Source organism: Methylocystis sp. (assembly GCF_051061225.1).
Classification (GTDB): Bacteria; Pseudomonadota; Alphaproteobacteria; order Rhizobiales; family Beijerinckiaceae; genus Methylocystis.
The window spans coordinates 201,984-228,365 of the sequence record NZ_JBPFEB010000005.1 but is presented as its reverse complement, the minus strand read 5'-3'; the positions used below and the strand labels follow the sequence as shown (position 1 = coordinate 228,365).

The window sequence follows — 26,382 nt, the reverse complement described above, 5'->3', positions numbered from 1 at the left end:
TCAGCGGGTCAGTTCGGCGGCGAGTCCCGTCATGGCGCGCTGATTGCCGATCGTGCTCAAATGGCGGTCGGCGTCGCTGACATTGACCTCTTTTCCGCCTTCGACCGGAATATTGATCAGGTCCTCCTTCGGGACGATCTTCGACATGACCGCGTCGAAATTCCGGTCGACCGTGAACCAGCCGCCCTGATCCGTGCCGACGCAGACGATCGTGTGGGAGGGAAGTTTCTTCGTGATGTAGAAGACCTTCATCTTCGCGCCGTGCTGCCCGGAAACGTCCTTGATCTGCGCGAGCAGAAGCCCCGTCAGGCGCCTTTGATAGTCGTCCATCTCGGTCTGGGGCAGCATGTAGGGTGCGTAATGCGTCTTGGAGGCGGCGAGATCCTCAAGCGACTCCATCCTGTATTTGTCGGAGAGACTGTAGCGGTCGCCCGACGTCAGAAGCGCCTGCTGATCAGCTTTCGGATATTGCGCGCAGGAGGGCGAAGTGCTGCGCGGACGGATCGGCAAACGCGTCTTCCAGGCGTCGCTGATCATCTGGGCGACCGGTTTGTTCTTCGCCTTCCCGTAGACCTCCGCCATCAATTGCGTGATCGCATAACCGCCGTAATAGAAGGAGGCCGCATAATACGGCCCGTCCAGCCTGTCGTCCTTGACGAGAAAGGTCGGCTTGATCGGACCGGCGACGACGGTCGCGCTGCGGTCCGCGAAGGTGTTTTCCCAGAAGTCGTTGCCGGGCGTCGCCCAGGCGAGCACCATGTCCGCCCGCCAGTCTTTCAGATAGCGGTCCAGCGCCTGAAGCTGCTGATCCTGCCCCCAGCCGCTCGCGGCGAGGGAGAAAACCTTGACGGGGCGCCCCATCCGGCTGGCAAGTTCGGCTTCGAGCAGACGCTCGGGCATCTTGTCGAGCGGTTCGGAGGCCGCCTCCACCTGGCTGTCGCCGACGAGGACGACAACATAATCGTCCTTCCCATATTGGATCGGCTGGCCGCGATAGCCCAACTGATTGGCTTCCGCGTCGCCGGTCGATTTGCTCAGCAGGCGCCTGGGCGAAGCCGCCCATCCCCAGCCCGAGGGAACGGGCTTGATTCTGGCGACATGCTCCAGGAACAGTTCGAAGCCGGCCAAGGCGACGATGGTCGTAACCACAACTGCCGCAATATCTTTCTTTGAAACCATGACGGACTTTGTCCCAACGCTTCCCGGGGGGACTTTCTGATACAAAATGCAGGAGCGGGCAAGCCGACGGACCAGCCGCGCCGGCGGCCGGCCAGCGCACGGGGGCCGGCCCGTCAACCCTTCGCAAACCATGCGTCCCTAAAGTCGCGCGCGGTTGCGGTTTGTTCTCCATGGGGCTACAGCCTGCGGGCGGTCAACGAGGCGCCTTTTGCGCCTGAGGAGTTTGAATGCGCGTTTTGGGCATCGAGACCACCTGCGACGAGACCTCGGCCGCCGTGGTGTCGGACCGGCTCGGCGGGGACGGCGGCGAAATCCTCTCAAACGAGATTCTGAGTCAGATCGCCCAGCATGCCGCCTATGGCGGCGTCGTGCCCGAAATCGCGGCGCGCGCCCATATCGACGTGCTCGACCGGCTGATCGTCCGCGCCCTCTCCAACGCGAAGGTCGGTCTGGAGGACATTGACGCCATCGCCGCGGCGGCGGGGCCGGGGCTGATCGGCGGCGTGCTGGTGGGTCTGACGGCGGCCAAGGGACTGGCGCTCGCGAGTGGGAAGCCGTTTATCGCGGTCAATCACCTCGAAGCCCACGCGCTCACCGCGCGGCTCACCGACCCTCTCGATTTTCCCTATCTGGCCCTGCTGATTTCCGGCGGCCATACGCAGCTCGTCGCCGTGCGCGGCGTCGGCGATTACCGTCGCCTCGGCTCGACCGTGGACGACGCGGCGGGCGAAGCTTTCGACAAGGTCGCGAAGATGATGGGTCTGCCCTATCCCGGCGGTCCGCAGATCGAGGCGCTGGCGCAGGAGGGCGATCCGCATCGCTTCGATTTCCCGCGTCCCATGCTCGGGCGCGGCGGCGCGGATTTCTCGCTCTCCGGCCTCAAGACGGCCGTGCGGCAGCAGATCATCAAGATCGGAACGACCACGGATCAGGACAGGAAGGACCTCGCGGCCTCCTTCCAGGCGGCGATCGTGGACGTCATCGTCGATCGCGTGCGCGGCGGCGTCCGCCTGTTCTCCGAGAGCGAGGGCCGGCCGAGCGGGCTGGTGATCGGCGGGGGCGTCGGCGCCAATGGCGCCATCCGCCGCGCGCTGACGCGGCTGTGCGCCGAAAGCGGCCTGCGCTTCGTGTCGCCGCCGGCCAGCCTGTGCTCGGACAATGGCGCGATCATCGCCTGGGCCGGACTCGAGCGCCTGAAATGCGGTTTCACGAGCGAGCTCGGCTTCGCGCCGCGCGCGCGCTGGCCGCTCGACGCCGTCGCCAGCGAGACGCATCACGGCAAGGCGTGACGCGCTTGCGGCGCGGTCTTCCCGTCGCCCTCGCGGCGCTGCTCATCGCCCCCGAGCCTCAGGCCGCCGGCCCGCTCTCGCAGGAGCCGCTGATCGCCGGCCTGCAAATCTTCTACGGGCCCGGCGACGGTTTCGAGACGGTCGACGCGCGCCTCATCAACGGCGCGCGCGCGTCGATCGACATGGCCGCCTATGTGCTCACCGACCGAGCGCTGGTCTCGGCGCTGGGCCGCGCCGCCATGCGCGGCGTGAAGGTGCGGGTCTATCTGGACGGCGAGGAGACGAGGCGCAACGCCGGGGTTCTCGACATCGCCGACGCGCCCAATCTCGAAGTGCGGCGCAAGGCGCGCAACCGCGATCTCATGCATCTGAAGAGTTATCAGGTCGACGGGCGCACGCTGCGCACGGGCTCGGCCAATTTTTCCGTCTCCGGCGAAACCTATCAGGACAATGATCTGATCGTGATCGAAAGCCCGGAGGCGGCCGCGCGCTTTCGTGACGCCTTCGAGCGGCTCTGGGCGCGGCCGGACAATCAGCGCCTGGGGTATCGGTAGGGCGCTTCCCGCCAGTGGCGCTCGCGGAGTCGCATGAGCCTCCGTGAAAAGCCCTCAGCCACGGATGATCATGTCGTCCTGAGAGACGTCTTGCGGCTCGGCCTCGTCATCGAGAGCCAACCGCGGCAGGGTTTCGATCCAGTACTGAACACGACTCACGAACTCCTCGACGGCGGACAGGAGCTTGTCCGGCGTCATTTCGGGAAGCGACAACGCGCGGACCAGCAGAATCTCGTCCGTCTCGGAATCGACCGCGAAGGCTGCGGCGCCATTCGCGCCGTCGCCTGCGTTCAGCTCCAATAGCCGCAGGGGGAGGGCGGGGCGGTCCTCGTCAAGGTCGCCGAGCACGCCCGAGAGGCGAAGGACCTCGTCGTCGGGGTCCTCATGAAGGAAGATTTCCACATCTTCGCCGATGATGAGCGCGCAGACGCCCTCCTGATCGAACGCAAGCTTTCCGAGACCGATCTGGTCGCCGAGGCTCTCGAGCGCTTCGGTTGCGTTACGCATGGGTTAGCCTCCGGTCTTCTCGGCGACGTCCGGGATGGGTCCTTTCGGCATTGCGAATGTCCCGAAGTAATCCACAACCAAATTCGATCGCTCTGAATCAGGTTCGAGCCATCCGCGCTTGGCTTCCTTGCCTGAAATGTAAATTGTCGCGTTTACGGAAGCCGCGAGGTGATGACTGGCTTCTCCAGCCTCGTCATTGCCTCTCGGGCCGACGTGGATGAAATTCTCCGGCGCTCGACGCTCCTCAATCTGAATTCTGTCGAACTCATGCTTGTATGAAAGTCCGATGACAAAGTCCTCTCCGTCTTTCTCGATGCTCGTAAAGCCGCTTTGATCAGTTCCGGATGAGGCAACGCCCTCCTTGGCGCTGCGCGTGAAAGCGCAGAACGAGTCTTCCTCGTACCAGAATTCCGCCATGTGCAGCGCAATTCCGCTCGACAGGAGTTTGGACAGGACCTGTGACTCTTCCTCCCCGGCAAATTTCTCCAGGGCCGCTTGAATTTCAGCCTGTGTCATTTTGGAGCAATCCAGGGAGAAGTTGCTCTTCGGATCCCTTAGAACGATCTTTTCGTTTTCCGGTGTCTAGTCCTTCACTTGCAACAAGAGCGTATCAAGCACGGGTTGAAGGTCTCCCTTTTCTCGCTTGAGAAACTGGGTACGGGATCCGGTTGCGGCTCCACTGTCATCTATCGTGAGCCGATCCTTCAGAGCTGATCGAAGATCGCCAAGTCGCACGTCGAAGGCCGCATCCCCAAGCTGGCTCGCGACACGCGTTACTTGTTCACGGTCTATCGGCTTTTGGTCGCGAAAGGTGAAACCATGCTTCTGGGGCGGCGTCAGGTGCTCGAGAAAATAATTTTCAAAATTCATCATGCAGAATTTCTCCCTGTACGCGCGATTCTCTATGCTGCGAATTGCCGTCGCGAGACACGACTTCGCATCGGGCAAGTTGGAGAGTCGATCTGCAATCTCCAAAAATTTTCTGATGTTCTTCTCGTGAATCGCTTGATCAGGCGCCTTCGCTTTTTCTTCAATCTTCTTCATCGTATTCGTTTGCATGCTCTTAAGCTGCTTCGTCTCAAGCGACACACGAAGTGAAGATTGTTTCTTTACCGCTTGTTTAAACACATAATCCTTTTTCTCCTCGATGTGAGGATTCACTTCCTTTACGATTTTCTTGTGCTCCAAAAAAATATCGAACGGCAGGTTTTTGTTTTCTTTACCTTTTTCAAATTTGGCGTGAATATCAGTCAGCTCCTCTTTCGTTGAAAATTCACTACAGAGCTTGCCCGCCGATTTTTGGAGGTCTTTTATATCGTCCGTTTGCTCTCTTGCTCTTACTTTCACACGTTCAGAGCTTCGGATGCCGGCGCTGGAACGACTGTGATTATCGTAGGCATTTACATTATTGTGAATACCGGAGTTGTTGTTGCTATAGGTTTCGGCATTATTGTAAACACCGGTATCTGCGTTATTGTGAACGTCGTTGCGGCTGTAATTGTTGCTGTTTTTGATATCAGCGTTGATGTAATCATTGTCGAAAATCTCGCCGAACTGGTGTGAGCCGCCAAGGATGCCGCCGCCATAGCCGGTGCTCGGGGAGGGAGAGGGAGAGGGGGATTTTCCAACATTGCTTTCAGGGGACGCGCGGTGCGACATCTTGACCTTGCCCCTGGGCGATTTGATCCCTTTGTATTGGACGCCGTCAGACTTCGAGCGGTGCGCCCTTGACCGATTCCCGTGAACGGAGGGAGAGGGGGAAGGGGAAGGTGAAGGGGAGGGCGCGACGTTGTTCGCTACGCGCACCGTATTCTGGCCGAGCGTGCCCGTGCCGCCGCCTTGCGGCGCGCCATCGTCCGTCCTGGCGTCCTGATCCGAGGCTATGGGAGACCGTGGGCTGTTGGGGCCAGAACCGCTGATGTTTGACATGACGATCCTCCTGCATCGCACGCGTTTCGAATGGCGTGCAAGACTCAAAGACAAGCTCAGATTTGGCTGCGCATATCCGTTTGCCGCGGGGCGTCAGCCGCGCAGCACCACGGCGTCGGGCGCGTGTTCGTCCGGCGAGTCGTCGTCGCGGATGTCCATGCGCGGCAGATATTCGATCCAGAACCCGAGCCTGTCGACGAAATCCTCGACCACGGCGAGCAACGCTTCCGGCGACAGTTCGGCAAGCGAGAGATGGCGTGTGAGAAGGATTTCGCCGGTGAGGGGATCGGCGGCGAAGGCCGCCGGTCCATTGTGATCGGCCGCGTTCAGCTCCAGCAACCGCCGGGCGAGAACGTCGTCGCGAAGATCGCCGACGACGCCGGTGAACTGGAGAAAGTCCTCGTCCGGATCGCCGTGAAAGAAGAGTTCCATGTCCTCGCCGACAATAAGTCCGCAGACGCCCTCGTCATCGAATGCGAGTTTGCCGAGTCCGGTTTGCGCGCCGAGATGTTCCAGAGCCTGAGCTGCGTTGAACATGGATATCTCCATCGAGTTTGGAACATGGGGCGACTTTACTGAGGCATTGCGAACGAGCCGGAGTAAGTTTTCGTGAACGTGGACTGCGGGCTTATTGAAATCTCACCGCGATGAGCCGCCGTCCCCGATATGACGAGCCTGCCAGTCAATGCGATCTCCAGGCACTGGATAACGCCTGCATTGCCGGCGTTATTGTTCGCATTATTGTTATTATTAGCGACGCCCCCGTAATCGTCCATCTTCCCTACGATGATCTCGGCTCCGTCAGGATAAAGCGTGGCTTTCCAGGGGAAAATCGTGTAATCGATGTCAGCGATGAAGTCCTCGCCGACTTTGGAGACGGTGATTTTGGCAGACGCGATCTGCATTGCGCCGTCATGTGTATGGACTCCGTCCCTGGTCGCTACCATGGGAGTACGGTAGGATGCCGCGGGAGAGAAGTTTAATGACTGATCGCCCTTGCGTTCCTCCCATATGAGCTGCGCAAGCTGGACCTGATGCAGCACGCAAGAGAGGACCGTAACGGCCTCGTCGGATCCGGCAAACTCGCGAACAGCCGCGATGCTCTCCCCGATGTCTTTTTCATAAGTCGAGTAGACGCGATCTCCCGAGAAGATAAAGTTCATGCGCGGCCAGTCGGCCTCAGCCTTGGCGGTTATTCTTGCGTTCGCGACAGTCCCGACGTTGGTACGCAGATATTTCTGGGCATGCGCCTCGATATAGGCGGCCGCCGTGTAGGAGTCGTGCCCCTTGCCGAGGGTCAGATTCTCAAAATTGCGCGCAGGCAGGGCCTGGTTCGTGAAACTGGATGCGACGTAGCCCTCGTTATCCACGTCGAAATCTTTCCCCAAGACATTCCGTATATCCTCCAGACGCACCTCGGCTGCGGCCGTCTTCAGCGCGCGCACCGCCGGCGTGGAGATGTCGGGCAGCATCGGAGTCGCGGTTTGTCGCGCGATTGGCGTCTCGATCGTGATGAACTTGCTGCTTGATTTTCTTCCTATGCTCTTCCGCAGCGACGTTCTCAACGAGACCTTTTCCTTCTCCGCTCCGCTTTTCTTCGCATCCGCCTTGCCCGCGAGCTCCGTGAAGTTCTGACAGCAAATCTTTTGGCGCCCGTACAAGGGTATTTGCCGAATATGCGTTGCAAGAATCTGGCGCGCAGCGTCCTCTGACTCTGATTTGATGAGTTTTTGGAGGGCGGCGAATTTTTTTACCTTTTTATCTCGATGATTGTCGATGATGGCGGTGAACAGCTTGTCGGCCTTCGTCGTCAATTTCTCCTGCATTTTTTCGGATAGTTGCCTGGACACTCCCTTTCCAGTGACCGGCAGCGAAACCGAACGGGTGAAAACATCGGAAACCGTGCCCGCGCTTCGATCGAAGCTCGTTTCTCCGAAGGGGTTTTCAAAAAAGCTTCCCTCTGATGATTGGGCATTATTCGCGCGGCGAGAGGTCTGGCTTTGCGTGGACGGTTCGAGTTGCCGGGACCAGCCGCTTTCGTGGAGCGGGGGCTCGCTCCCGCCCTTGCGATCTTCGTCGCTGTCACTGGGTTCGATGATATCCCTGTCAGGGTTGAGATTATTGGCGGTGAATCGACGGTTCAAATCGCCGTTGGCGTTGTTCGCCGAGAAATTGTTGGCGGTGAAATTAAGCTCGTCCCCCCAGAGATCGTTCGCTGAGAAATTTGTGGGCGCCGGGATCTGCGACGGGGAGGGAGACGGCGTCGTGGAGGATGACGGCGACGGCGACGGCGACGGCGACGGCGACGGGTTCCCTGTCGCCTTGAAGGGCGTCAGCGTGGATTCGGCGTCCGTCTCCAGATGGCTCCCTCCGCCCCCGTCCGGCGACTCTTTTATGCTCGATAAAAGTTGCTTTTTTTGCCCCTGGGATTTCCGCCTGTTCATCTTGTTGTACGTCGTCTCCACGCGCCTCAAATTTCCGGAGACCGATCTCCGAACGGGGCGATCGCCGAGCGTGTTGGTCTGCGTGTTGTTGGTCGCGTTGTTGTTCGTGTTTCCGACGGTGGGCGACGGGGAGGGCGTAGGCGACGGAGAGGGCGAAGTCGACGGAGAGGGCGAAGGCGGGGGAAAATTGCTCCAGGACATGGCGTGTTCCGATCGCAGGATGGCAGAGCGCTGGAGAAAGACGTTAACAAATGGTAATGACACGCTCCAGCTATCCACGCGCGAAACTGCTGTGGGGGGAGCCGTCCTGCTTGCAGTTTTGAGTGAAGGGCGCGAAGCCGCTATAAGCCGCCGCGAGGCGGCGCGGCGTTCGCGCCCGCACACATCGCGGAACCACAGCTCATGACGCGCGACAGCATTGCAGTTCTCGGCGCGGGCGCCTGGGGCGTCGCGCTCGCCGATGTGGCCGCGCAGGGACGTGAGCGCGTGCCATTGTGGGCGCATGATCCGGCGCATGCGGCCGCGCTCGCGAAGGATCGGGAGAACCGCCGCCATCTGCCGGGCCTGCCACTCGCTCAGGCCGTTGTCCCGGTGAGCGATCTCGCCTGTATCGAGGGCGCGACGATCGTGCTGGCTGTCGTCCCGGCGCAGGCGATGCGCGACGTCGCGCGCGCGGCGCGGGCGCATCTCCCGGCGGGCGCGGCCTTCGTGATCTGCGCCAAGGGCATCGAGCGGGACCGGCGGCGCTTCATGAGCGAGGTCGTAGCCGAGGAACTGCCGCAGGCGCGTCCGGCCGTTCTGTCCGGACCGAGCTTCGCCGCCGACGTCTGCCGCGGCCTGCCGACCGCCGTGACTCTCGCGGCCGAAGACGAACCGCTGGCGCAGCGGCTCTGCGAGGCGCTGTCGACCAAGAGCTTCCGCCTGTATCGCTCGACCGATCTTCTCGGCGTCGAGATCGGCGGGGCCGCCAAGAACGTCTTCGCCATCGCTGCGGGCATGGCGGCGGGCCGCCGGCTCGGCGCAAGCGCGCAGGCGGCGCTGATCGCTCGCAGCTTCGCGGAGCTGATGCGTCTCGGCCGCGCGCTGGGCGCGCGAAGCGAGACGCTGATGGGCCTGTCCGGCCTCGGCGATCTCGTCCTCACCTGCGGCTCGGCGCAGTCGCGCAATTTCGCCTTCGGCCAGGCGCTGGGGCAGGGGGTTTCGGTGAAGGATGCGTCCGGCGGCAAGCTGACCGAGGGCGCCTTCACGGCGCGTGTGCTCGTCGAAATGGCGAAAGCCGCTGGCGTGGAGATGCCGATCGCCGAAGCGGTCGACGCCATTCTCGCCTCGCGCCTGAGCGTCGACGCCGCCATCGAGGCGCTGCTGATGCGGCCGCTGAAAGCGGAAGGCTGATCAGCTCTTGCCGGCGTAGAGATCGGCGCGGGCGTCCAGCGCTTCGCGGATTTTCCTGGCGAGCTGCACGAGCGTGAAGGGCTTGGTCAGCAGATTGACGTCCGGGTCGAGAATGCCGTTGCGCACGATCGCGTGCTTCGAGTAGCCGGTGATGAACAGGACATGCAGCGCATGCCGGCGAAACACTGCCTCGCGCGCCAGCCTCGCGCCGTCCATCTCCGGCATGATCACGTCGGTGATCATCAGCGCGATATCGGCGCGATCGCGAATGATCCGGATCGCCTCTCGCCCGCTCGCCGCCTCGATCACCGTGTAGCCGAGTTCGCGCACGCCCTGCGCGGTGACGCGCCGCGCGGTGTCATCGTCCTCGACGAGGAGAATGACCTCCTCCGGCTTGCCATGCGGGAAATCGTCCTGCCTGGGCGCAGGCGGCGGCGGCGGGACCTCTTCGCCCTCTTCGACGTAGCGTGGAAGATAGAGCTTCACAGAGGCGCCATGGCCGAGCTCGGAATAGATTTTGATGTGGCCGCCCGATTGCCGCACGAAGCCATGGACCTGTGACAGGCCGAGCCCGGTGCCCTTGCCGATGGGCTTGGTCGTGAAGAAGGGATCGAAGGCCTTGCTCAGCACCTCGGGCGACATGCCGTGGCCCGTGTCCGAGACGCAGATGACGACATATTCCCCCGGACGCGCGTCGGGATTGTCGTCCGCATAAGCCTCGTCGAGTTCGGCGTTGCCGGTTTCGATGGTCAGGCGCCCGCCTTCGGGCATGGCGTCGCGGGCGTTGACCGCCAGATTGACGATCGCGCTTTCCAGTTCGTTGGGATCAACCTTCACCGGCCAGAGATCCCTGGCCAGGACGGTGGCGAGCTCGATGCGCGCGCCCAGCGTCCGGTGCAGGATCGCCGACATGCCGTTGACGAGCTCATTGGCGTCGAGCGGGGTCGGGTTGAGCGGCTGGATGCGGGAAAAGGCGAGCAGGCGACGCACCAGACCGGCGGCGCGATCGGCGCCGTCCATCGCCGAGGAGATGAGCTGATCGACGCCGTCCTCGCGGCGGGCCAGCTTGCGTCGCATGATGTTGAGGCTCGCGACGATCACGCCGAGCATGTTGTTGAAGTCATGCGCGATGCCGCCGGCGAGCTGGCCGAGCGCCTCGAGCTTTTGCGATTGCCGGAGCTGCGCCTCCACGGCGCTGCGCTTGGTCGACTCCTCGATCAGCTCATTATAGGCGAGGCGCAGGGAGTCGCTCGACTTGCGCAGCGCGTTGAACTGCCGGTGCGCCATCAGAACAGAGAAGATCGCCACGCCGCCCAGCAGCACGATCATGACGGCGACGGCCATCTGCAGGGCGTCGGACGCCTGCGACATGCGGTCGTCGCGGATCCGGTAAAGCTCCTCCTCGCCGCCGATCATTTCGGCGATCAGGCTTTCGATCTGATCCATCAGGACCTTGCCGCGCCCGCTTCGCACGAGGTTCCCGGCTTCGTCGAAACGCTCCGCCTTCATCAGCGCGAGCTTCTCGTTCAGCAGATCCAGACGGTCCTTCAGCAAAGGCCGCAATTTCTGGAGCCGCGCCAACTGGTCGGAATTGTCGGAGACGAGTTTTTCGAGTTCCGCGACGCTGTCATCGACAGCCGAGGGCCAGTTCGTTCGGCTGAGATAGCCGGCGTCGTGCGTGATGAGATAGCCGCGCTCCTCGCTTTCCTCCCGGCGGATCGCGCCGTCGAGGCGATAAAGCGTCTTTTCGACTTCGAGGGTGTGGCGCAGCATGGCGCCCACTTCGCGCCGGTAATTTTCCGTGCGCGCGGTCACGACGCCCGCCGTTGCAAGAATCGCGAAGGCGACGATCAGGCTGACCGTCTCGAACGACAGAAATTGACGCGGCGCAGTCATGCGCGATCCCAGGGAGCCGATCGGGCGATATTAAGCGTAAGCGCCCGGAAAGCCAGCGTCGCCGGGCCGGCGAAAGCGGGCGCCCCTTGCGGGCGTCCGCCTGCCGGACGGCTGACGCCGAAAGGTCAGGGAACCTCCCGCACGGCGCCGCGCGCGGCGCTCGTCGTCATGGCCGCGTAGGCGCGCAGCGCCGCGGAGACCTTGCGCTGGCGCGGGCTCGCGGGCTGGAATCCCTTCGCCTCCAGAACCGCCCGGCGCGCGGAAAGTTCGGTCTCGCTCACGGCCAGGGTGATCTTGCGGTTGGGAATGTCGATCTCGATCGGATCGCCGTCCTGCACCAGCGCGATCGTCCCGCCCTCGGCGGCCTCCGGCGACACATGGCCGATGGAGAGGCCCGAGGTTCCGCCCGAGAAGCGCCCGTCGGTGATCAGCGCGCAGGCCTTTCCCAGCCCCTTCGATTTCAGATAGCTGGTCGGGTAGAGCATTTCCTGCATGCCGGGGCCGCCGCGCGGCCCCTCGTAGCGGATCACCACCACGTCGCCTTCCTTCACCGCGCCGGTCAGAATGCCGGAGACGGCCGCGTCCTGACTCTCGAACACGCGTGCGGGGCCGGAGAAGGTCAGGTTCGTCTCGTCGACGCCCGCCGTCTTCACGATGCAGCCGTCCTGCGCGAGATTGCCGAAGAGCACGGCGAGGCCGCCGTCCTTCGAGAAGGCGTGGGCGGCGTCGCGGATGGCGCCTTTGGCCCGGTCGGCGTCGAGCGTGTCGTAGCGGCGGTTCTGGCTGAAGGCCTCCTGCGTCGGAACGCCGCCAGGCGAGGCGCGGAAGAAGGTCTTGGCCGTCTCGCTGGCGGTCACGCCGACGTCCCAGCGGTCGATGGCGTCGGCGAGCGTGGCGCTGTGGACCGTGAGCCGGTCGCCATGCAGCAGGCCGGCGCGATGCAACTCGCCGAGAATGGAGATGACGCCGCCGGCGCGATGCACGTCCTCCATGTGCACGTCCGGCACGGAGGGCGCGACCTTGCAGAGCACCGGCACCCGCCGCGACATGCGGTCGATGTCGGCCATGGTGAAGTTCACCTCAGCCTCGTGAGCGGCGGCGAGGAGGTGCAGCACGGTGTTGGTCGACCCGCCCATGGCGATGTCGAGCGCAATGGCGTTTTCGAACGCCTCGAACGTCGCGATCGAGCGCGGCAGCACGCTGGCGTCGTCCTGCTCGTAATAGCGGCGGGCGAGATCGACGATCAGATGCCCGGCCTCGACGAAGAGACGGCGGCGATCGGCGTGGGTGGCGACGATCGTGCCGTTGCCCGGCAGGGACAGGCCGAGCGCCTCGGTGAGGCAGTTCATGCTGTTGGCCGTGAACATGCCCGAGCAGGAGCCGCAGGTCGGGCAGGCCGAGCGCTCGATGGCCTGAACGTCGCTGTCGGCAACCTTCTCGTCGGCGCCGGCGATGATGGCGTCCACGAGGTCGAGCGCATGCTCCTTGCCCGCGAGCACGACCTTGCCGGCCTCCATCGGCCCGCCCGAGACGAAGACGGCCGGGATGTTGAGCCGCAGCGCCGCCATCAGCATGCCGGGGGTGATCTTGTCGCAATTGGAGATGCAGACCATCGCGTCGGCGCAATGGGCGTTGACCATATATTCCACGCTATCCGCGATGATCTCCCGCGAGGGCAGGGAATAGAGCATCCCATCATGGCCCATGGCGATGCCGTCGTCGACCGCGATGGTGTTGAATTCCTTGGCGATCCCGCCCGCCTTCTCGATCTCGCGGGCCACGAGCTGGCCGAGATCCTTGAGGTGCACGTGGCCGGGCACGAACTGGGTGAAGCTGTTGACGACGGCGATGATCGGCTTGCCGAAGTCCTCGTCCTTCATGCCCGTGGCGCGCCAGAGGCCGCGCGCGCCCGCCATGTTGCGGCCGTGGGTGGTTGTGCGAGAGCGATAGGGAGGCATGGCGAAAACTTTCCGCTGCGAGGAATTTTGCCTTTGGCGATAGCCCAGCCCGCGCGCCCCCGCAACCTCCATTGCGGGCGCCGGGCGTCATTGGCCGGGGGCCGGGGAGGGGATATAATGCCGGACATGACCGTGCGCCCGAAAGACCGCATGACCGTCGAGGAATATCTCGTCTGGTGCGAAGCCCAGAGGGGACGCTACGAACTTGTCGACGGCGTGGTCTACGCGCAGGCCGCAGAGCGGGCGGCGCATGCGAAGCTGAAACTGGCTGTCGCCATCGCCTTGACGAAAGCCGTTCGGGCGGGCGGCTTGCCCTGCCATGTGCTCCCGGACGGGATGGCCGTCCGGGTCGATGCGCGCACCGTGTTCGAGCCCGACGCGCTCGTCTACTGCGGGCCCGAATTGCCGCCGGACGCGCTTCTGGTCGATCATCCCGTCGTCGTCGTTGAGGTGATCTCGCCCTCTACCGGCCGCTACGACAATACGCACAAATTCATCGGCTATTTCGCGCTGCCGAGCATACGGCATTACCTCGCCGTCGATCCCGACGAGCGCGTTGTGGTGCATCACGAGCGCCGGGAGGATGGCGTCATCGTGAGCCTCATCCTGAAGGATGGCTCCGTGACCTTCGATCCGCCCGGCCTGACGCTGGCTCTTTCCGAGATTTACGCGTCCTGAAAACACAAGCCCGAAATGCGGCGGGACCACGCCGCGATTTCGGGCTTTGCGGGGCGGCCGCGGGGGCCGGGCGATCAGGCAGCCTTGCGGGCGGCGGCCTCGGGGAGGATTTCATTCAGGCAGGCGGAGATCGAGTCGACGGAGACGAAGCTCTGGCGGCGGAGCATCTGAACGGGGAATTCGACGTCGAAGGCTTCCTCTATGGCGAGCATGGTGCGGATGGCGGCGAAGGGGGTGAGGCCGGCCTCATAGAGATCGGCGCTGTCGGTTAATGTCTCGATCGGGGTGTGCAGGCGGCCGTTTTCTTGCAACAGACGGCGGATGGTCTCAATCATCGGTTTCAACTCCAAAGGCGCGCGCGGGCAGTTGATGCGCGGACCGGGGCTTACGCTCGAAGTGATGGTCGCGATTGTGTGGGCCAATCGTGAATATCATGAAAAGAAAATGGGGCGCCCCGGCTGAACCGAAAATGAATTGGCGGGGCGATTTCACCTTTTTCGTGTATGCTACGGTTAACGGAACGTTGACGCCGCGGACGCAATATTGCCAGCCTCGCGCGCGTTGCATTGGGCTCGACACATGAAATCAATCGCCTCCCTCGCGCTGGTGGCCCTGCTCGGACTGGCGCCGGCCGGCGCGGCGGCGCAGGAGGGCGAGGCGCCCGGATTGCAGGACGACCCGGACGGCGGCCATTTCCTGTTCATCCCCGGCATCGGCAGGATCCCGCTGCCGCCGGGCGGGCGGAGCCTTCAGCCCGACGATCCGGACGAGCATTTCGTCCCGCCGCGCCTTGGCCCCAAGGCCGCCAAGCCTCCGCCCGACCCGCCCCTTGGCCCGGAGGAGCGGGAGGCCCGCGACATGGCCCGCCTTTTCGAACGCCTCGCGGGCGCCGAGGATGAGCGCGAGGCGCAGGGCGCCGCGAGCGCCATCCTGCGCCGCTGGTCGCAATCGGGCTCCGACACGATCGATCTGCTGGCGGAGCGCGCGCGGGCCGCCGAGACGGCGGGCGCGCCGACGCTCGCCAAAGCGTTGCTGGACTACATTGTCGCCCTATCTCCCCAATGGCCCGAAGGCTTCGTGCGCCGCGCGCGCGTCGAGGCTTCAGAGGGCGACGTCGCGGGCGCGCTGGCGGACCTGGAGACGGCGGCGCGGATGGAGCCGAAACGCTTCGACGCGCTGGAGGCGCTGGGGACCCTCGCCGAAAAGGCGGGGGATAAGAAGCGCGCCCTCGACGCCTGGCGCAAGGCGCTCGACATCTATCCCCGCGACGGCGCGCTCGCGGGCAATGTCGAGCGCCTGCGTCTGGAGCTGGAAGGCCAGCCGATCTAGGGTCGGTTTTGAACGCTGATCGTCATCCCAAGGGGGAGCGCCGCTTCTTTTGGAAACGCCGAAAGGGAAACCAGTGACCGACGACGTGAAGCAGCTTCCGGCGGAGGCGATGGCGCAGCTTTTCACCGCCGCGCGCACGCACAATGGGTGGCAGGACCGGGAGGTCCCGGACGCGCTGCTCGAACGGGCGGTCGATTACGCCAAATGGGGGCCGACCAGCGCCAATTGCTCGCCCATGCGCATTCTGTTCGTGCGCTCGCCCGAAGCCAAGGCGCGGCTCGCGCCGGCGCTGTCGGCGGGCAATCTCAAGAAGACCATGGCCGCGCCCGCGACCGCCATCATCGGCTACGACCTCGATTTCCCGGACCTGCTGCCGCAGCTCTATCCGGCGACGGACGCGCGCTCCTGGTTCGTCGGCAACGACGCGCTGATCGAGGAGACGGCCTTTCGCAACGGCACGTTGCAGGGGGCCTATTTCATTCTCGCCCTGCGAGCCGTGGGTCTGGACGCCGGGCCGATGAGCGGCTTCGACAAAGCGAAGGTGGACGCGGAGTTTTTCAGGGGCTCGCGCATCAGGTCCAATTTTCTTATCAACATCGGCTATGGCGACCCGGTCCAGCTCTATTCCCGCGGGCCGCGGCTGGCCTTCGAGGACATGGCGAAGATCCTGTGAGGCTTTCATGACGCTGCGAATCATTCCCGAGCGCTACCTTCCACATGTTCAGGGCGCGCTTCGTATTGTGACGGCCCTGCTTTTTTTGCAGCACGGAACCGCGAAGCTCTTCGGCGTCCCGCATGTCGATATGTTCAACAACATGAAACTGCTGTCGCTTCTCGGCGTCGGCGGCGTGATCGAGCTTGTGGGCGGGCTTCTGCTGCTCGTTGGCCTGTTCACGCGGCCAGTCGCCTTCCTGCTGTCGGGCGAGATGGCCGTCGCCTACTTCGGTTTCCACGCTTTCCAGAACGTCTGGCCGCTTCTCAACAAGGGCGAACTCGCCGCGCTCTACTGCTTCGTGTTTCTGTTTTTTTCCGTCGCCGGACCCGGCCGGTTCGCGATCGAGAGAAGGTAAGGCCTCATGTTGCGTCGCACCCTCTACTCTGTCGCGAAGCTCGGCCACGACCTGTCTATTGACAATAAGGGCGCGCGACCTATTCCCTTGCTTGCATGACCGAGACCGCCGTCACGACCAAGCGTCGCTCCCACGCCATGACGCTGCCCAATATTCTCACCTATGGGCGGTGCGTGGCCGTGCCGGTCGTGGCTGGCCTGCTGATCGAGTCCAACGAAGACTGGGCGCGCTGGACGGCGCTCGGCGTCTATACGGCGGCGGCGGTCACGGATTTTCTCGACGGCTATCTGGCGCGCGCCTGGCAGCAGCAGTCGCCGATCGGACGCATGCTCGATCCGATCGCGGACAAGCTGCTCGTCGCCGCGACGATTCTCGCGGTCGTCGCGAACCAGACGCTCGCCGGCTGGACGCTCTGGGCCGCCATCATCATCCTGTGCCGGGAAATCCTCGTCTCCGGATTGCGCGAATATCTGGCCGAGCTGAAGGTGCGACTGCCCGTCTCGACCATCGCGAAATGGAAGACGGCGTTTCAGCTCGTCGCGCTCGGCTTTTTCATCGCCGGCCCGGCGGGCGAGGCCGTGATGCCCGGCGCGGTGAAGATCGGCTCGGCGATGCTCTGGGTCGCGGCGGTGCTCACGCTCTACACCGGCGCCGACTACTTGCAGGCGGCGTTCCGGCACTTCGGGGAAGATCAGAGGTCATGAAGGCGGTCTATTTCGCCTGGGTTCGCGAGCGGGTCGGCGTCTCCGAGGAGGAGATTGATCCGCCGCGCGAGATCGAGACCGTGCGCCAGCTCGTCGATTGGCTCGCCGCGCGCGGGGACGGCTACGCCGCCGCCTTCGCCAATCCAAAGACGGTTCGCGCCGCCATCGACAAGACCCACGCCGCGCCGGACGCGCCCATCGCCGCCGCGCGCGAGATCGCCTTTTTCCCGCCGATGACCGGCGGATGATCGCCGATCCAACCATCCGCGTGCAGGCGTCGGATTTCGACCCGGCGGCGGAGGAAGCCCTGCTCACGAAGGGGCGCCGCGACGTGGGGGCGGTCGTATCCTTCACGGGTCTCTGCCGTGACGAGGACGGCTCTCTCCACGCGCTCGAACTGGAACATTATCCCGGCATGGCCGAGGAAGAGATCGGCCGGGTCGCGCGCGAGGCGCTCTCCCGCTGGCCGCTCGTCGGGCTGACGGTGATCCACCGCCATGGCCTCATCCGCCCCGGCGAGCGCATCGTGCTGGTCGTCGCGGCCGCCCGCCATCGCGGCGAAGCCTTCGCGGCGGCCGAATTTCTCATGGATTATCTGAAGACCCGCGCGCCCTTCTGGAAGAAGGAGCGCCGCGCCGACGGCTTGGCGGGCGGCTGGGTCGAGGCCAAGGACGCCGACGACGCCGCGGCGGCGCGCTGGGAAACGCGCGAAAGATAAGCAACCGCTCCGCTTGCCTATAGCCACGGCTGATACGAAGAATCCGGCACGCAGTCGCGAAAGGGAAGCGCAGCTCGGGCTCGCGATCTCAAAACGTCGCATGTCCCTGTGCTCCTGCCGGCGAAGTTTCTCAGGCAAGCGCATGAATAAGATTGTCGATTATTGCCCTCCGGCCGGAGGCGTCGCTCAGGCGCCGATTCCGTTGCGGACGGAACAGGGCGCGCAACTCTCGGAGAATTTCGCCCGCGCGCAGCAACTCGGGCAGATCGGCTGGTGGCGGCTCGACACCCGGCGCAATGTTCTGACCTGGTCCGACGAAAATTACCGCATCTTCGGCAAGCGGCCGGGCGAGCCGCAGACCTATCAGACCTTTCTGGAGACCGTGCATCCCGAGGATCGCGACCTCGTGCATGAGCGCTGGAGCGCCGCCCTGCGCGGGGCGAACTATGACATCGAGCATCGCATCCTCGCTGGCGGCGAGGTGAAGTGGGTCCGGGAAAAGGCCATTCTGGAATTCGATCCTGATGGCGCTCTGCTCGGCGGTTTCGGGATCACGCAGGACATCACCGAGCGCAAGGCGGTCGAACATGCGCTGAAATGGAATGTGCGCCGCAACGAGCTCCTGACGAAAACGGCGGCGCGGCTGCTGGAGGCCAGCGACGTGCAGGGCGTCGTCGACGAGCTGTGTTCGGAGGTGATGAGCTTTCTGGAGTGCGACGTCTTCTTCAATTTCCTCGCGGAGGAGGGCGGGCAGCGGCTGCGGCTCAACGCTTGCGCGGGCATTTCAGAGGCTGCGGCGGCGGAGATCGAATGGCTCGATTTCGGGGTCGCCGTCTGCGGCTGCGTCGCGCGCGACCGTGAGCGCATCATTGTCAGGGACATTTCATGCCATGAGGACGAGCGCACGACGCTGATCCGGTCTTACGGGATCGAGGCCTATTGCTGTCATCCGCTGACGTCGCAGGGCAGGCTGATCGGGACATTGTCGTTCGGGGCGAAATCGCGGCCCTCCTTCACCGCGGAGGAAGTCGAGGTCATGCAGGCGGTGAGCAATCTCGTCTCGATGGCGATGGCGCGCCTCAAGATGGAGCAGGTGTTGCGCGACGCCGACAGGCGAAAGGACGTCTTCCTGGCCACGCTCGCGCATGAACTGCGCAACCCGCTGGCGCCCATTCGCAGCGGTCTCGAAATCCTGAGGATCAGGGGCGGCTACGGGCCCGGCGCGCAGCGCATCGGGGACATCATGGCGCGGCAGGTCGATCACATCGTCCGGCTGGTCGACGATCTAATGGAAGTCTCACGCATTCGAAGCGGCAAGATCACGCTCCGCCTGGAGAGGGTCGATCTGACGGCGGTGGTGCGGCAGGCCGTCGAAGCGAGCCAGCAGCTTCTGGACGCCAATGGCGTGACGGTGACAGTGGCGGAGTCCGGGGAGCCCCTGTTCGTGGAAGGGGATCGCGTGCGGCTGGCGCAGGTCGTCGGCAATCTTCTCAACAACGCCGTGAAATACACCGAGGCCGGCGGCCGGGTCGACATCGCGGCCCTGCGCTCCGGCGACTGGGCGACGGTGAGCGTCTCCGACACGGGGGTCGGCATTCCCAAAGACATGCTCCCTCGCGTTTTCGACCTCTTCGCCCAGGTCGACCGCTCGCTGGGCCGGGCGCAGGGCGGGCTGGGCATCGGGCTCGCGCTGGTGCGCAATCTCGTGGCGCTGCATGGCGGCGACGTCGAGGCGCAGAGCGAGGGGCCGGGGCGGGGGTCGCGCTTCGTGGTGCGCCTGCCTCTGGCGCAGCAGGCCGCCCCCGAAAGCGCCTCGGCTTCAGGCGCGCCCGCGACGGAGCCAAGGGCGCGCCGCGTGCTGGTCATCGACGACAATGCGGACGCCGCCGTCAGCATGTCGATGCTGCTCGAAACCATGGGCCTCGACACGCGCGTCGCGGGCGACGGCGCGCGCGGCGTCGAGATGTTCGAGGAGTTCGGGCCGGAGCTGGTCTTTCTCGACCTTGGCATGCCCGGCATGGACGGCTTCGAGACCGCGCGCCGCCTGCGCGCGACGCCGCATGGCCAGGCCGCGACCATTGTGGCGCTGACCGGATGGGGCGGCGAGGACACGCGCGCGCGGACACGGGAGGCGGGTTTCGATCTGCATCTGACCAAGCCGGCGTCGCTCGAGGACGTCGGCAAGGTCCTGTCTTTCGGTCGCGCCTGCTAGAGCGTTTCCCGGTCTGACTGAAATCAGACCGGGGCTCCAGCCTTATGTCTTATCGCGCTTTCTTGCGCCGAACCGCTTTCCCCTTCGGCGGCAGGCGCTCTAGATCAACTGGGCCGGCGCGATGAGCGACACGAGCCAGGCGTGCAGGGCGCCCATGGACACGGTGAGGAACAGCGCCACCAGCGTGAAGACGTCCAGATTGTCCTTTGGCACCCGCATCATGCGGTTCAGGCCAAGGGAAAACACATAGACGCCGTAAAACCCCAGCACATCCAGAAACCGCAGTCCCGGGACGAGGCCGAAGGCGGCGGCCAGCCAGGCGGGGGTGTAGGAATAGGCGGCGAGCGTGAGCGCCCGGCGGTCGTCGCTCTTGCCGTCGAACCAGGGCGCGGCCATGGAAATGACGAAGGCCACCAGGAACAGGGCGGGCAGGCTCAGGGCATATTGCACGAGCGCCCGAAACAGGCCCGCCGCGAACGTCGGATGCAGCCCCCGCGAGCCGAACAGCCAGGAGCCCAGAAAGCTCGCCAGAGGCGGTATGGCCGCGAGAATCCCGATATACCGGCGGTAGAGGTCGGACGGGGAGAGCCGCTCGGTTTCGATGACCTCCCATTCCTTCTGGGGCGAAAGGATCAGGCCTTTGACCCTGGAGATCATATCCTTCAAATCCTTCATGGCGTCCTTCCGGTGCATGGGAGTGACATGGGGTCCGCGCCGCGACCGACAGAGGGGACTTGGCGCTTGCCCACGGCGTCCTTACATGCGAGGGAATGCGCAGGCCAGCAGCGGCCCCGCTGTCGAAGCCCGACGATACGTCTAACGCGATAGGCTGCATGAGAAAACTGGCAGAATACTTCTGGCCCGTCGTCGGGCTCGCCGCAGTGGTCGGCTCTTTCTACCTGCTCTATCACGAGTTTCAGGGGGAATCGGTCGGGACGGAAGTCTGGGCCTATCTGAAGGCGATCCCGCCGTCGGATTACTTTTTCGCAGGGCTGTCCACGCTCGTCGCCTATGCGGCGCTGGCGTGGTACGACCGCATCGCGCTGTTGCATCTGGGGGTGAAGCACATCTCCTGGATGTTCATCTCGATGTGCTCCTTCACCACCTACGCGCTGTCCCACAATATCGGGGCGAGCGTCTTTTCCGGCGCGATGGTGCGGTATCGCGCCTATTCCACCAAGGGGCTGACGGCGACGCAGGTCGCCGCGCTGGTGGTGCTCTGCTCCTATACCTTCGCGTTCGGCAATGTCGTGCTGGGCGGGCTCCTGCTCACCTACGACCCGACGATGATGCAGCGCCTGTCCGGCTTCCTGCCGGATGTTTTCACCCATCCGCACACGGCGCGCACGGTGGGGCTTCTGTGTCTGGGTTTCGTGGGGCTCTACATCGCGGGCTCGCTGATGCATTTCCGGCCGTTCCGCTTCGGCCGCTTCGAGATCCTCTATCCGCGCCCGGACATCATGGTGCGCCAGCTCTTCGCGGCGCCGCTGGAGCTCATCGGCGCGGCGGGCATCATCTACTTCGCGCTGCCGGAGCAGGGAAATCCCGGCTACGTCGTCGTTCTCGGAGCCTTCCTGCTGTCCTTCTCGGCGGCGCTGGTGTCGCACGCGCCGGGAGGACTCGGCGTGTTCGAGCTGGTCTTCCTCAATCTGATGCCCGACGTGCCGCGGCTTCAGGTGCTGGCGGCGCTCCTCGTCTGGCGCCTGTTCTATCTGATCATCCCGCTGCTGGCGGCGCTCGTGGTGGTCGCGCTCTTCGAGCGCCGAAAGCTCGTCGAGAAGCTGCGCGGCGTCGTTCACAGCGAAGCAGAAGGACCGCCGCCCGCGTGATCGCCGATCGCGGTCATGGCGGCCTGACGAGTTGATCCCTCCCCCTTGGGGGAGGGCGTCGCCGCGAAGCGGGGCGCCGTCTGAACGCGGGCGTCTGTCTGATTTACATCCGATATTGCTGAAGGCGGGTGGTGCGCAGACCAGCGAGCCCATGCTGGTCGATCGACATTTGCCAGCTCAGGAATTCGTCGACGGTCAGCGTGTAGCGGGTGCAGGCTTCGTCGAGCGAGAGAAGCCCGCCGCGCACGGCGGCGACGACCTCGGCTTTGCGGCGGATGACCCAACGCTTCGTCGTGGGAGGGGGAAGGTCCGCGATGGTCAGCGGGCTGCCGTCCGGCCCGATCACATATTTGACACGCGGGCGATGCGTCTCGCTCATTGATTGAACTCACAAACTCTACGACCACACTGTGGCGACGTTATAGCGCAAGCCCTTTTAAAATTTGCCTAAACGCGTCTCGCGACTGGACAATCGGAATTAAACCAAATTTTACAAAAACGCGTCCGTCGTCCCGTTTTCGACCATAATCGGGGAGGATCGCGGCAAGACCGGCGCTATTTCGGCACACACGCCCGATTTGGGCGTGGCCAGTCGTTAACGGCGATCCCTAAAAGCGGGTCGTGAGGTTGGTGAGCCATTCCGGCGACGCCGTCACCAGCGCGGCTTCGACCGACTTGTCGGCGCCGCTGACGATGAGCAGGCCGAGCGCCAGGAAGACAAGCCCCATGCCCTGCTTCAGCCGCTTGCCGGCGGACAGGAGGGACTCGCGCCAGCGCGTGAACGCCTTTCGCGACGCCAGGCCGAGCAGAATCAGCGGCGCGGCGGCGCCGAGGCCGAAGACCCCCATTGTGGCGGCGACCGCCGCGAGGTCGTCGCCCCGCGACGCCAGCAGCGAGGCGGCGCCCAGAGTGGGGCCGACACAGGGGCTCCAGATGGCGCCGAGCAGCAGGCCCACGCCGAACTGGCCGAACAATCCGGCAGAGGCGGGCCCGCCGCCAAAGAAGCTGTTGAGCCGGTCGCTCAGCGGCCCGGCCGCCGCCGTCACGCGCGCCTGAAGGCCGGGGATCAGCAGGATCACGCCGAGCACGACCATGATCGCGGCGCCGCCGAGGCGAAACGCGCCGTCGTCGAGGCCGATCGAGAAGCCGAGCGTCGCCACGAAAAGCCCGATGACGACGAAGGACAGGGCCACCCCGCAAGCGAGCAGGACCGGCGCCCATCGGTGCTCCACCGCCGCCGCGCCGAGCACGAGCGGCAGCAGGGGCAGGACACAGGGAGAGAGCGCCGACAGAATGCCGGCGACGAATGCGAGGCCGAGCGTCGCGGCGCCCATTACAGCGCCTTGTCCAGAAGGTCGGCGATGGCTTTCGGATTGGTCTCGCCCAGGGAGCGGCCGACTTCCTTGTCGCCCTTGAAGACGATGATCGTGCTCTGCCGGTTGGCTTTCAGCGCCTTGAGCGCCTCCTTCTGGCTGTCGAAATCCACCCGGAACGCTTCCACCCCCGCGAATTTCGGATCGGCTTCGAGCTTCTGCACGATCGGCTCCTGCGCCCGGCAGGTGGGGCACCATGGCGCATAGACATGGACGATGACCGATTTGCCCGCGCCCTGCGCCGCCGCGAAAGCCTCGGGAGAGAAGGGTTTCTCCGCCGCGGCCGCGGCTGTGAGCGAGACGAGACAGGCGAGGGCGGCGAGAACTCCGCGGCGCGACAGCATGAGAGGCTCCTTTCGACGTAGCGATGCATTAGGTTAGATCGAACTTCGAAGCGGTTCTTGCAAGGTTGGTCGAACGTCATGCGGCAGTGTGTTGGGGTGCTTCTCGCGGGCGGGCTGGCGCGGCGCATGGGCGGCGGCGACAAGCCGCTGCGCGAGATCGGCGGCCGCCCGCTTCTGGCCTTCGCCATCGAGCGCCTCGCGCCACAATGCGCCGGGCTGCTCCTGAACGCCAATGGCGATCCCTCCCGCTTCGCCGCCTTCGGCCTGCCGGTCGTGGCCGACAGCGCGCCGGAGTCGCCCGGCCCGCTCGCGGGCGTTCTGGCGGGGATGGACGCGGCGGCGGCCCTTGGCGCGGAGGACATTGTCAGCGTTCCGGCGGACACGCCCTTCCTGCCGGCGGATCTGGTCGAGCGGCTCTCTGCGGCGCGGGAGCGGGCAGGGGCGGAGATCGCCGTCGCGGCCTCGGGCGATCGGGTTCATCACGCCGTGGCGTTGTGGCCGGTCGCCCTGCGCGAGGATTTGCGCCGCGCGCTGGCGGAGGAGGATTTGCGAAAGGTGTCCGGCTTCATCGCGCGCTGCCGAAACGTGACGGCAGAGTGGCCGATGGAGCCGTATGACCCGTTTTTCAACGTGAACAGGCCGGAGGATGTGACGCTGGCGGAGGCGATTGTCGGGGCTGGTTAAAGCCCCCACCCAGACCTGATGGCTCCCTCTCCCCGCAAACGGGGAGAGGGGATTTCGGCCAGCGCGTCACACGAATCCCGGATCAATGCCGACCTGCTTCTCCAGCCATTTCGGCGTCGGCAGCCCGGCGTTGCGCAGGAATTCCACATTGAACAGCTTCGAGGCGTAGCGCGCGCCGCCGTCGCACAGCACGGTCACGATGGTATGGCCGGGGCCGAGATCGCGGGCGAGGCGGATGGCGGCCGCCACATTGATCCCCGACGAGCCGCCAAGCAGCAGGCCCTCCTGCTCGGCCAGCGCAAAGACGATGTCCAGCGCCTCGCTGTCGGGGATGCGATAGGCGACGTCGATCGGCGCGCCTTCCAGATTGGCGGTGATGCGGCCCTGACCGATCCCCTCCGTGATGGAGGAGCCCTCGGCCTTCAACTCGCCGGACGTGAAATAGGAATAAAGCGCGGCGCCGAACGGATCGGCGAGGCCGATCCTGATCTTCGGATCGCGCGCCTTCAGCGCCATGCCGACGCCCGCGAGCGTCCCGCCCGTGCCGCAGGCGCAGACGAACCCGTCCACCTGTCCGCCCAGTGCGTCATAAATCTCCGGGCCGGTGGTGACGATGTGGGCCTCGCGATTGGCGACATTGTCGAACTGATTGGCCCAGACGGCGCCGGCCGGGTCTTCCCTCGCCAGGCGCTCGGCGAGGCGGCCGGACACCTTCACATAATTGTTGGGGTTGGCGTAGGGGACCGCCGGAACCTCGACGAGCTGCGCGCCCTGAAGGCGCAGCATGTCCTTCTTTTCCTGGCTTTGCGTCTCGGGGATCACGATGACGGTGCGAAAGCCCATCGCATTGGCGACGAGGGCGAGGCCAATGCCGGTGTTGCCCGCCGTGCCCTCGACGATGACGCCGCCGGGCTTCAGCGCGCCTTTGGCGATGGCGTCCTGAACGATGAAGAGGGCGGCGCGGTCCTTCACCGAGCCGCCGGGGTTCATGAACTCCGCCTTGCCGAGAATGCGGCAGCCCGTGGCTTTGGACGCGGCGCGCAATTCGATGAGCGGCGTGCGGCCAATGGCCTCGATGACGCTGGGGGCGATCGTCATGAAAACTGCTTCCTGATTCCCGTTGCGGCTGAGGCGCCTTTCCTAGCGCCCGTCCCGCTCAAAGGCAAAAGTCGCGCCGTGACGCGCCGTCGCCCCCGGCGCGAGGATGCGCATGGACGGCTTTTCGTAGAGATCGCCGTGGAAATCCACCGGATCGCCATATCCCGTCCAGGGCTCGATGCAGAGGTAGGGAGCCGGCGGCAGCGTCCAGAAACCGACATGGGGGAAGTCATCGAGCGTCACCTTCAGCCGCGCGCCGGCGCCAGTGTCATAGGTCAGGCTGCGGCTCGCGAGGTTCAGGAAGCACAGGGCGTCGCGCCGGAACATCTCCGGTTCGAGCGGCATGCGGTTTCCCTGGAGCGGCGTGTGCTTGGTCTCGCGCATGAACAGCCCGCCGGGGCCGATGACCGGAACATCCGGGTTTTCCGGCTTCTCGAAGACGATCGCATGTTCGGCCGCCGAACCCGCCAGCGGCCAGCGGAAGGCCGGATGCAGCCCGCAGGCGTAGGGCAGGGGCCGCGCATCGGTGTTGGTGACGAGCAGATTGTTCTCGAGCGCGCCCTTGCGCAGCCGGAACTCGACCTCGAAACGGAAGGCGAAGGGATAGAGCGCGCGGGCTTCGTCGTCGTCGCTCAGGACGAGCCGCAGATAGTCAGGGCGTCGCTCCGAGACGGCGAAAGCCTTCTTCCAGGCAAAGCCATGCAACGAAAGCGGATAGGTCTTTCCGTCCACCGTGGCCTGTCCGTCCCGCGTCCAGCCGACGACCGGGAACAGAACCGGCGCGGTCTGATCCCAGATCTTGGGGTCTTTAGCCCAGATCATATCCACGCCGTCCGCCCGCCATGCGGAGAGTTCAGCGCCAAAGGGGAGGATTTCGGCCGTATCGCCGTCGGCCTGAAGGAGAATCGAGTCGGTCATGACTGTTTCCCTACAACATGCGGTTGCGGATTTGGGGAAGACGCGGGGCATGGCGCCTCCGTGGCGCCTGACGTCAAACCCATCCGGCTACATTCCGGTTTCAGCGGCCATCGAGCGTTCCACAGAATTGTTGCAGGGCGTTCAAAGCGCGACTGAGCCTGAACCATGCATGATGCTGGCAGGCGAGCGCATCCCTGGCGATTTGAGATTCGGGGCGCGCGGGGTTAACACTCCTTGCGTCAGGGTCGCGCGCGCCGCCGTGTGAGCGCGACCGCCT

General features: G+C 64.6%; 28 protein-coding genes. 13 read left to right on the top strand and 15 right to left on the bottom strand.

What is annotated here, in order from left to right:
• Positions 1 to 1,179, bottom strand: a complete 1,179-nt coding sequence (locus tag ACR652_RS01610; protein ID WP_434504769.1) for a hypothetical protein — start codon at positions 1,177 to 1,179, stop codon at positions 1 to 3.
• Positions 1,180 to 1,406: 227 nt separating this feature from the next.
• Between ACR652_RS01610 and tsaD the strand changes: the two genes are divergently transcribed.
• Both tsaD and ACR652_RS01600 read left to right on the top strand, forming a co-directional pair.
• Positions 1,407 to 2,468, top strand: coding sequence for a tRNA (adenosine(37)-N6)-threonylcarbamoyltransferase complex transferase subunit TsaD (tsaD, locus tag ACR652_RS01605; protein WP_434504768.1), 1,062 nt, complete (start codon positions 1,407 to 1,409; stop codon positions 2,466 to 2,468).
• 5 nt (positions 2,469 to 2,473) lie between these two features.
• The gene (locus ACR652_RS01600; RefSeq protein ID WP_434504767.1) at positions 2,474 to 3,022 is read left to right on the top strand and encodes a phospholipase D-like domain-containing protein; all 549 of its coding nucleotides are present in this window, start codon (positions 2,474 to 2,476) and stop codon (positions 3,020 to 3,022) included.
• Between the two features lie 54 nt (positions 3,023 to 3,076).
• Here ACR652_RS01600 and ACR652_RS01595 read toward each other — a convergent pair whose 3' ends face one another.
• The 5 genes from ACR652_RS01595 to ACR652_RS01575 form a co-directional block, all read right to left on the bottom strand.
• Positions 3,077 to 3,529, bottom strand: a complete 453-nt coding sequence (locus ACR652_RS01595) for a type III secretion system chaperone (RefSeq protein ID WP_434504766.1) — start codon at positions 3,527 to 3,529, stop codon at positions 3,077 to 3,079.
• Positions 3,530 to 3,532: 3 nt separating this feature from the next.
• Complete coding sequence (locus ACR652_RS01590) at positions 3,533 to 4,045, bottom strand: hypothetical protein (protein ID WP_434504765.1); 513 nt, start codon at positions 4,043 to 4,045, stop codon at positions 3,533 to 3,535.
• 66 nt (positions 4,046 to 4,111) lie between these two features.
• Positions 4,112 to 5,458, bottom strand: a complete 1,347-nt coding sequence (locus ACR652_RS01585) for a hypothetical protein (protein WP_434504764.1) — start codon at positions 5,456 to 5,458, stop codon at positions 4,112 to 4,114.
• A 93-nt stretch (positions 5,459 to 5,551) separates the two neighbouring features.
• Complete coding sequence (locus ACR652_RS01580) at positions 5,552 to 5,995, bottom strand: type III secretion system chaperone (protein ID WP_434504763.1); 444 nt, start codon at positions 5,993 to 5,995, stop codon at positions 5,552 to 5,554.
• Positions 5,996 to 6,030: 35 nt separating this feature from the next.
• A complete protein-coding gene (locus ACR652_RS01575; RefSeq protein ID WP_434504762.1) occupies positions 6,031 to 7,923 on the bottom strand; it encodes a hypothetical protein in 1,893 nt (630 codons plus the stop codon).
• A gap of 381 nt (positions 7,924 to 8,304) precedes the next feature.
• Between ACR652_RS01575 and ACR652_RS01570 the strand changes: the two genes are divergently transcribed.
• The gene (locus ACR652_RS01570) at positions 8,305 to 9,294 is read left to right on the top strand and encodes an NAD(P)H-dependent glycerol-3-phosphate dehydrogenase (RefSeq protein ID WP_434504761.1); all 990 of its coding nucleotides are present in this window, start codon (positions 8,305 to 8,307) and stop codon (positions 9,292 to 9,294) included.
• On the opposite strand, the gene ACR652_RS01565 is transcribed toward ACR652_RS01570, so the two are convergent.
• Positions 9,295 to 11,190 (bottom strand): CHASE3 domain-containing protein, encoded by a 1,896-nt coding sequence (locus tag ACR652_RS01565; RefSeq protein ID WP_434504760.1) that lies wholly within the window; start codon positions 11,188 to 11,190, stop codon positions 9,295 to 9,297.
• A 125-nt stretch (positions 11,191 to 11,315) separates the two neighbouring features.
• Entirely contained in the window at positions 11,316 to 13,148 is a 1,833-nt protein-coding gene (gene ilvD, locus ACR652_RS01560) for a dihydroxy-acid dehydratase (protein WP_434504759.1), read from the bottom strand.
• Positions 13,149 to 13,265: 117 nt separating this feature from the next.
• On the opposite strand from ilvD, the gene ACR652_RS01555 reads away from it, so the two are divergent.
• Positions 13,266 to 13,826, top strand: coding sequence for a Uma2 family endonuclease (locus tag ACR652_RS01555; RefSeq protein WP_434504758.1), 561 nt, complete (start codon positions 13,266 to 13,268; stop codon positions 13,824 to 13,826).
• A gap of 74 nt (positions 13,827 to 13,900) precedes the next feature.
• Here ACR652_RS01555 and ACR652_RS01550 read toward each other — a convergent pair whose 3' ends face one another.
• Positions 13,901 to 14,161, bottom strand: coding sequence for an acyl carrier protein (locus ACR652_RS01550; RefSeq protein WP_434504757.1), 261 nt, complete (start codon positions 14,159 to 14,161; stop codon positions 13,901 to 13,903).
• A gap of 244 nt (positions 14,162 to 14,405) precedes the next feature.
• Between ACR652_RS01550 and ACR652_RS01545 the strand changes: the two genes are divergently transcribed.
• From ACR652_RS01545 to ACR652_RS01515, 7 genes are all read left to right on the top strand, one after another.
• Positions 14,406 to 15,155, top strand: a complete 750-nt coding sequence (locus ACR652_RS01545; RefSeq protein ID WP_434504756.1) for a tetratricopeptide repeat protein — start codon at positions 14,406 to 14,408, stop codon at positions 15,153 to 15,155.
• 73 nt (positions 15,156 to 15,228) lie between these two features.
• Positions 15,229 to 15,828, top strand: coding sequence for a malonic semialdehyde reductase (locus ACR652_RS01540; protein ID WP_434504755.1), 600 nt, complete (start codon positions 15,229 to 15,231; stop codon positions 15,826 to 15,828).
• Between the two features lie 7 nt (positions 15,829 to 15,835).
• Complete coding sequence (locus ACR652_RS01535) at positions 15,836 to 16,225, top strand: DoxX family protein (protein ID WP_434504754.1); 390 nt, start codon at positions 15,836 to 15,838, stop codon at positions 16,223 to 16,225.
• A gap of 95 nt (positions 16,226 to 16,320) precedes the next feature.
• Positions 16,321 to 16,929 (top strand): CDP-diacylglycerol--glycerol-3-phosphate 3-phosphatidyltransferase, encoded by a 609-nt coding sequence (gene pgsA, locus ACR652_RS01530; RefSeq protein WP_434504753.1) that lies wholly within the window; start codon positions 16,321 to 16,323, stop codon positions 16,927 to 16,929.
• On the top strand, positions 16,926 to 17,177 hold the full coding sequence (gene moaD / locus ACR652_RS01525; protein WP_434504752.1) for a molybdopterin converting factor subunit 1: 252 nt from the start codon (positions 16,926 to 16,928) through the stop codon (positions 17,175 to 17,177). The genes pgsA and moaD overlap by 4 nt, the downstream gene beginning before the upstream one ends.
• The gene (locus ACR652_RS01520) at positions 17,174 to 17,647 is read left to right on the top strand and encodes a molybdenum cofactor biosynthesis protein MoaE (protein ID WP_434504751.1); all 474 of its coding nucleotides are present in this window, start codon (positions 17,174 to 17,176) and stop codon (positions 17,645 to 17,647) included. Before moaD ends, ACR652_RS01520 begins: the two co-directional genes overlap by 4 nt.
• A gap of 142 nt (positions 17,648 to 17,789) precedes the next feature.
• Positions 17,790 to 19,859, top strand: a complete 2,070-nt coding sequence (locus ACR652_RS01515) for an ATP-binding protein (RefSeq protein ID WP_434504750.1) — start codon at positions 17,790 to 17,792, stop codon at positions 19,857 to 19,859.
• A gap of 99 nt (positions 19,860 to 19,958) precedes the next feature.
• On the opposite strand, the gene ACR652_RS01510 is transcribed toward ACR652_RS01515, so the two are convergent.
• Positions 19,959 to 20,534, bottom strand: coding sequence for a Yip1 family protein (locus ACR652_RS01510; RefSeq protein ID WP_434504749.1), 576 nt, complete (start codon positions 20,532 to 20,534; stop codon positions 19,959 to 19,961).
• A 158-nt stretch (positions 20,535 to 20,692) separates the two neighbouring features.
• Between ACR652_RS01510 and ACR652_RS01505 the strand changes: the two genes are divergently transcribed.
• A complete protein-coding gene (locus tag ACR652_RS01505; RefSeq protein ID WP_434504748.1) occupies positions 20,693 to 21,688 on the top strand; it encodes a lysylphosphatidylglycerol synthase domain-containing protein in 996 nt (331 codons plus the stop codon).
• Positions 21,689 to 21,791: 103 nt separating this feature from the next.
• On the opposite strand, the gene ACR652_RS01500 is transcribed toward ACR652_RS01505, so the two are convergent.
• The 3 genes from ACR652_RS01500 to ACR652_RS01490 form a co-directional block, all read right to left on the bottom strand.
• A complete protein-coding gene (locus ACR652_RS01500; RefSeq protein ID WP_434504747.1) occupies positions 21,792 to 22,067 on the bottom strand; it encodes a DUF1153 domain-containing protein in 276 nt (91 codons plus the stop codon).
• A 229-nt stretch (positions 22,068 to 22,296) separates the two neighbouring features.
• Entirely contained in the window at positions 22,297 to 23,022 is a 726-nt protein-coding gene (locus ACR652_RS01495) for a cytochrome c biogenesis CcdA family protein (protein ID WP_434504746.1), read from the bottom strand.
• The gene (locus tag ACR652_RS01490) at positions 23,022 to 23,405 is read right to left on the bottom strand and encodes a thioredoxin family protein (RefSeq protein ID WP_434504745.1); all 384 of its coding nucleotides are present in this window, start codon (positions 23,403 to 23,405) and stop codon (positions 23,022 to 23,024) included. The genes ACR652_RS01495 and ACR652_RS01490 overlap by 1 nt, the downstream gene beginning before the upstream one ends.
• 78 nt (positions 23,406 to 23,483) lie before the next feature.
• Here ACR652_RS01490 and mobA point away from each other — a divergent pair, with 78 nt between their 5' ends.
• A complete protein-coding gene (mobA, locus tag ACR652_RS01485) occupies positions 23,484 to 24,089 on the top strand; it encodes a molybdenum cofactor guanylyltransferase MobA (RefSeq protein WP_434504744.1) in 606 nt (201 codons plus the stop codon).
• Positions 24,090 to 24,155: 66 nt separating this feature from the next.
• On the opposite strand, the gene ACR652_RS01480 is transcribed toward mobA, so the two are convergent.
• Both ACR652_RS01480 and ACR652_RS01475 read right to left on the bottom strand, forming a co-directional pair.
• Positions 24,156 to 25,187, bottom strand: coding sequence for a cysteine synthase A (locus ACR652_RS01480; RefSeq protein WP_434504743.1), 1,032 nt, complete (start codon positions 25,185 to 25,187; stop codon positions 24,156 to 24,158).
• Positions 25,188 to 25,229: 42 nt separating this feature from the next.
• On the bottom strand, positions 25,230 to 26,105 hold the full coding sequence (locus tag ACR652_RS01475) for an aldose 1-epimerase family protein (protein ID WP_434504742.1): 876 nt from the start codon (positions 26,103 to 26,105) through the stop codon (positions 25,230 to 25,232).
• Positions 26,106 to 26,382: the final 277 nt, after the last annotated feature.

What these genes read in the sequence shown, in the direction of transcription:
- ACR652_RS01610 (WP_434504769.1), bottom strand. Translation starts at nt 1,179, where the DNA reads ATGGTTTCAAAGAAAGATATTGCGGCAGTTGTGGTTACGACCATCGTC.
- tsaD (WP_434504768.1), top strand. Translation starts at nt 1,407, where the DNA reads ATGCGCGTTTTGGGCATCGAGACCACCTGCGACGAGACCTCGGCCGCC.
- ACR652_RS01595 (WP_434504766.1), bottom strand. Translation starts at nt 3,529, where the DNA reads ATGCGTAACGCAACCGAAGCGCTCGAGAGCCTCGGCGACCAGATCGGT.
- ACR652_RS01590 (WP_434504765.1), bottom strand. Translation starts at nt 4,045, where the DNA reads ATGACACAGGCTGAAATTCAAGCGGCCCTGGAGAAATTTGCCGGGGAG.
- ACR652_RS01585 (WP_434504764.1), bottom strand. Translation starts at nt 5,458, where the DNA reads ATGTCAAACATCAGCGGTTCTGGCCCCAACAGCCCACGGTCTCCCATA.
- ACR652_RS01580 (WP_434504763.1), bottom strand. Translation starts at nt 5,995, where the DNA reads ATGTTCAACGCAGCTCAGGCTCTGGAACATCTCGGCGCGCAAACCGGA.
- ACR652_RS01570 (WP_434504761.1), top strand. Translation starts at nt 8,305, where the DNA reads ATGACGCGCGACAGCATTGCAGTTCTCGGCGCGGGCGCCTGGGGCGTC.
- ACR652_RS01565 (WP_434504760.1), bottom strand. Translation starts at nt 11,190, where the DNA reads ATGACTGCGCCGCGTCAATTTCTGTCGTTCGAGACGGTCAGCCTGATC.
- ilvD (WP_434504759.1), bottom strand. Translation starts at nt 13,148, where the DNA reads ATGCCTCCCTATCGCTCTCGCACAACCACCCACGGCCGCAACATGGCG.
- ACR652_RS01555 (WP_434504758.1), top strand. Translation starts at nt 13,266, where the DNA reads ATGCCGGACATGACCGTGCGCCCGAAAGACCGCATGACCGTCGAGGAA.
- ACR652_RS01550 (WP_434504757.1), bottom strand. Translation starts at nt 14,161, where the DNA reads ATGATTGAGACCATCCGCCGTCTGTTGCAAGAAAACGGCCGCCTGCAC.
- ACR652_RS01545 (WP_434504756.1), top strand. Translation starts at nt 14,406, where the DNA reads ATGAAATCAATCGCCTCCCTCGCGCTGGTGGCCCTGCTCGGACTGGCG.
- ACR652_RS01535 (WP_434504754.1), top strand. Translation starts at nt 15,836, where the DNA reads ATGACGCTGCGAATCATTCCCGAGCGCTACCTTCCACATGTTCAGGGC.
- pgsA (WP_434504753.1), top strand. Translation starts at nt 16,321, where the DNA reads ATGACCGAGACCGCCGTCACGACCAAGCGTCGCTCCCACGCCATGACG.
- moaD (WP_434504752.1), top strand. Translation starts at nt 16,926, where the DNA reads ATGAAGGCGGTCTATTTCGCCTGGGTTCGCGAGCGGGTCGGCGTCTCC.
- ACR652_RS01520 (WP_434504751.1), top strand. Translation starts at nt 17,174, where the DNA reads ATGATCGCCGATCCAACCATCCGCGTGCAGGCGTCGGATTTCGACCCG.
- ACR652_RS01515 (WP_434504750.1), top strand. Translation starts at nt 17,790, where the DNA reads ATGAATAAGATTGTCGATTATTGCCCTCCGGCCGGAGGCGTCGCTCAG.
- ACR652_RS01510 (WP_434504749.1), bottom strand. Translation starts at nt 20,534, where the DNA reads ATGAAGGATTTGAAGGATATGATCTCCAGGGTCAAAGGCCTGATCCTT.
- ACR652_RS01505 (WP_434504748.1), top strand. Translation starts at nt 20,693, where the DNA reads ATGAGAAAACTGGCAGAATACTTCTGGCCCGTCGTCGGGCTCGCCGCA.
- ACR652_RS01500 (WP_434504747.1), bottom strand. Translation starts at nt 22,067, where the DNA reads ATGAGCGAGACGCATCGCCCGCGTGTCAAATATGTGATCGGGCCGGAC.
- ACR652_RS01495 (WP_434504746.1), bottom strand. Translation starts at nt 23,022, where the DNA reads ATGGGCGCCGCGACGCTCGGCCTCGCATTCGTCGCCGGCATTCTGTCG.
- ACR652_RS01490 (WP_434504745.1), bottom strand. Translation starts at nt 23,405, where the DNA reads ATGCTGTCGCGCCGCGGAGTTCTCGCCGCCCTCGCCTGTCTCGTCTCG.
- mobA (WP_434504744.1), top strand. Translation starts at nt 23,484, where the DNA reads ATGCGGCAGTGTGTTGGGGTGCTTCTCGCGGGCGGGCTGGCGCGGCGC.
- ACR652_RS01480 (WP_434504743.1), bottom strand. Translation starts at nt 25,187, where the DNA reads ATGACGATCGCCCCCAGCGTCATCGAGGCCATTGGCCGCACGCCGCTC.
- ACR652_RS01475 (WP_434504742.1), bottom strand. Translation starts at nt 26,105, where the DNA reads ATGACCGACTCGATTCTCCTTCAGGCCGACGGCGATACGGCCGAAATC.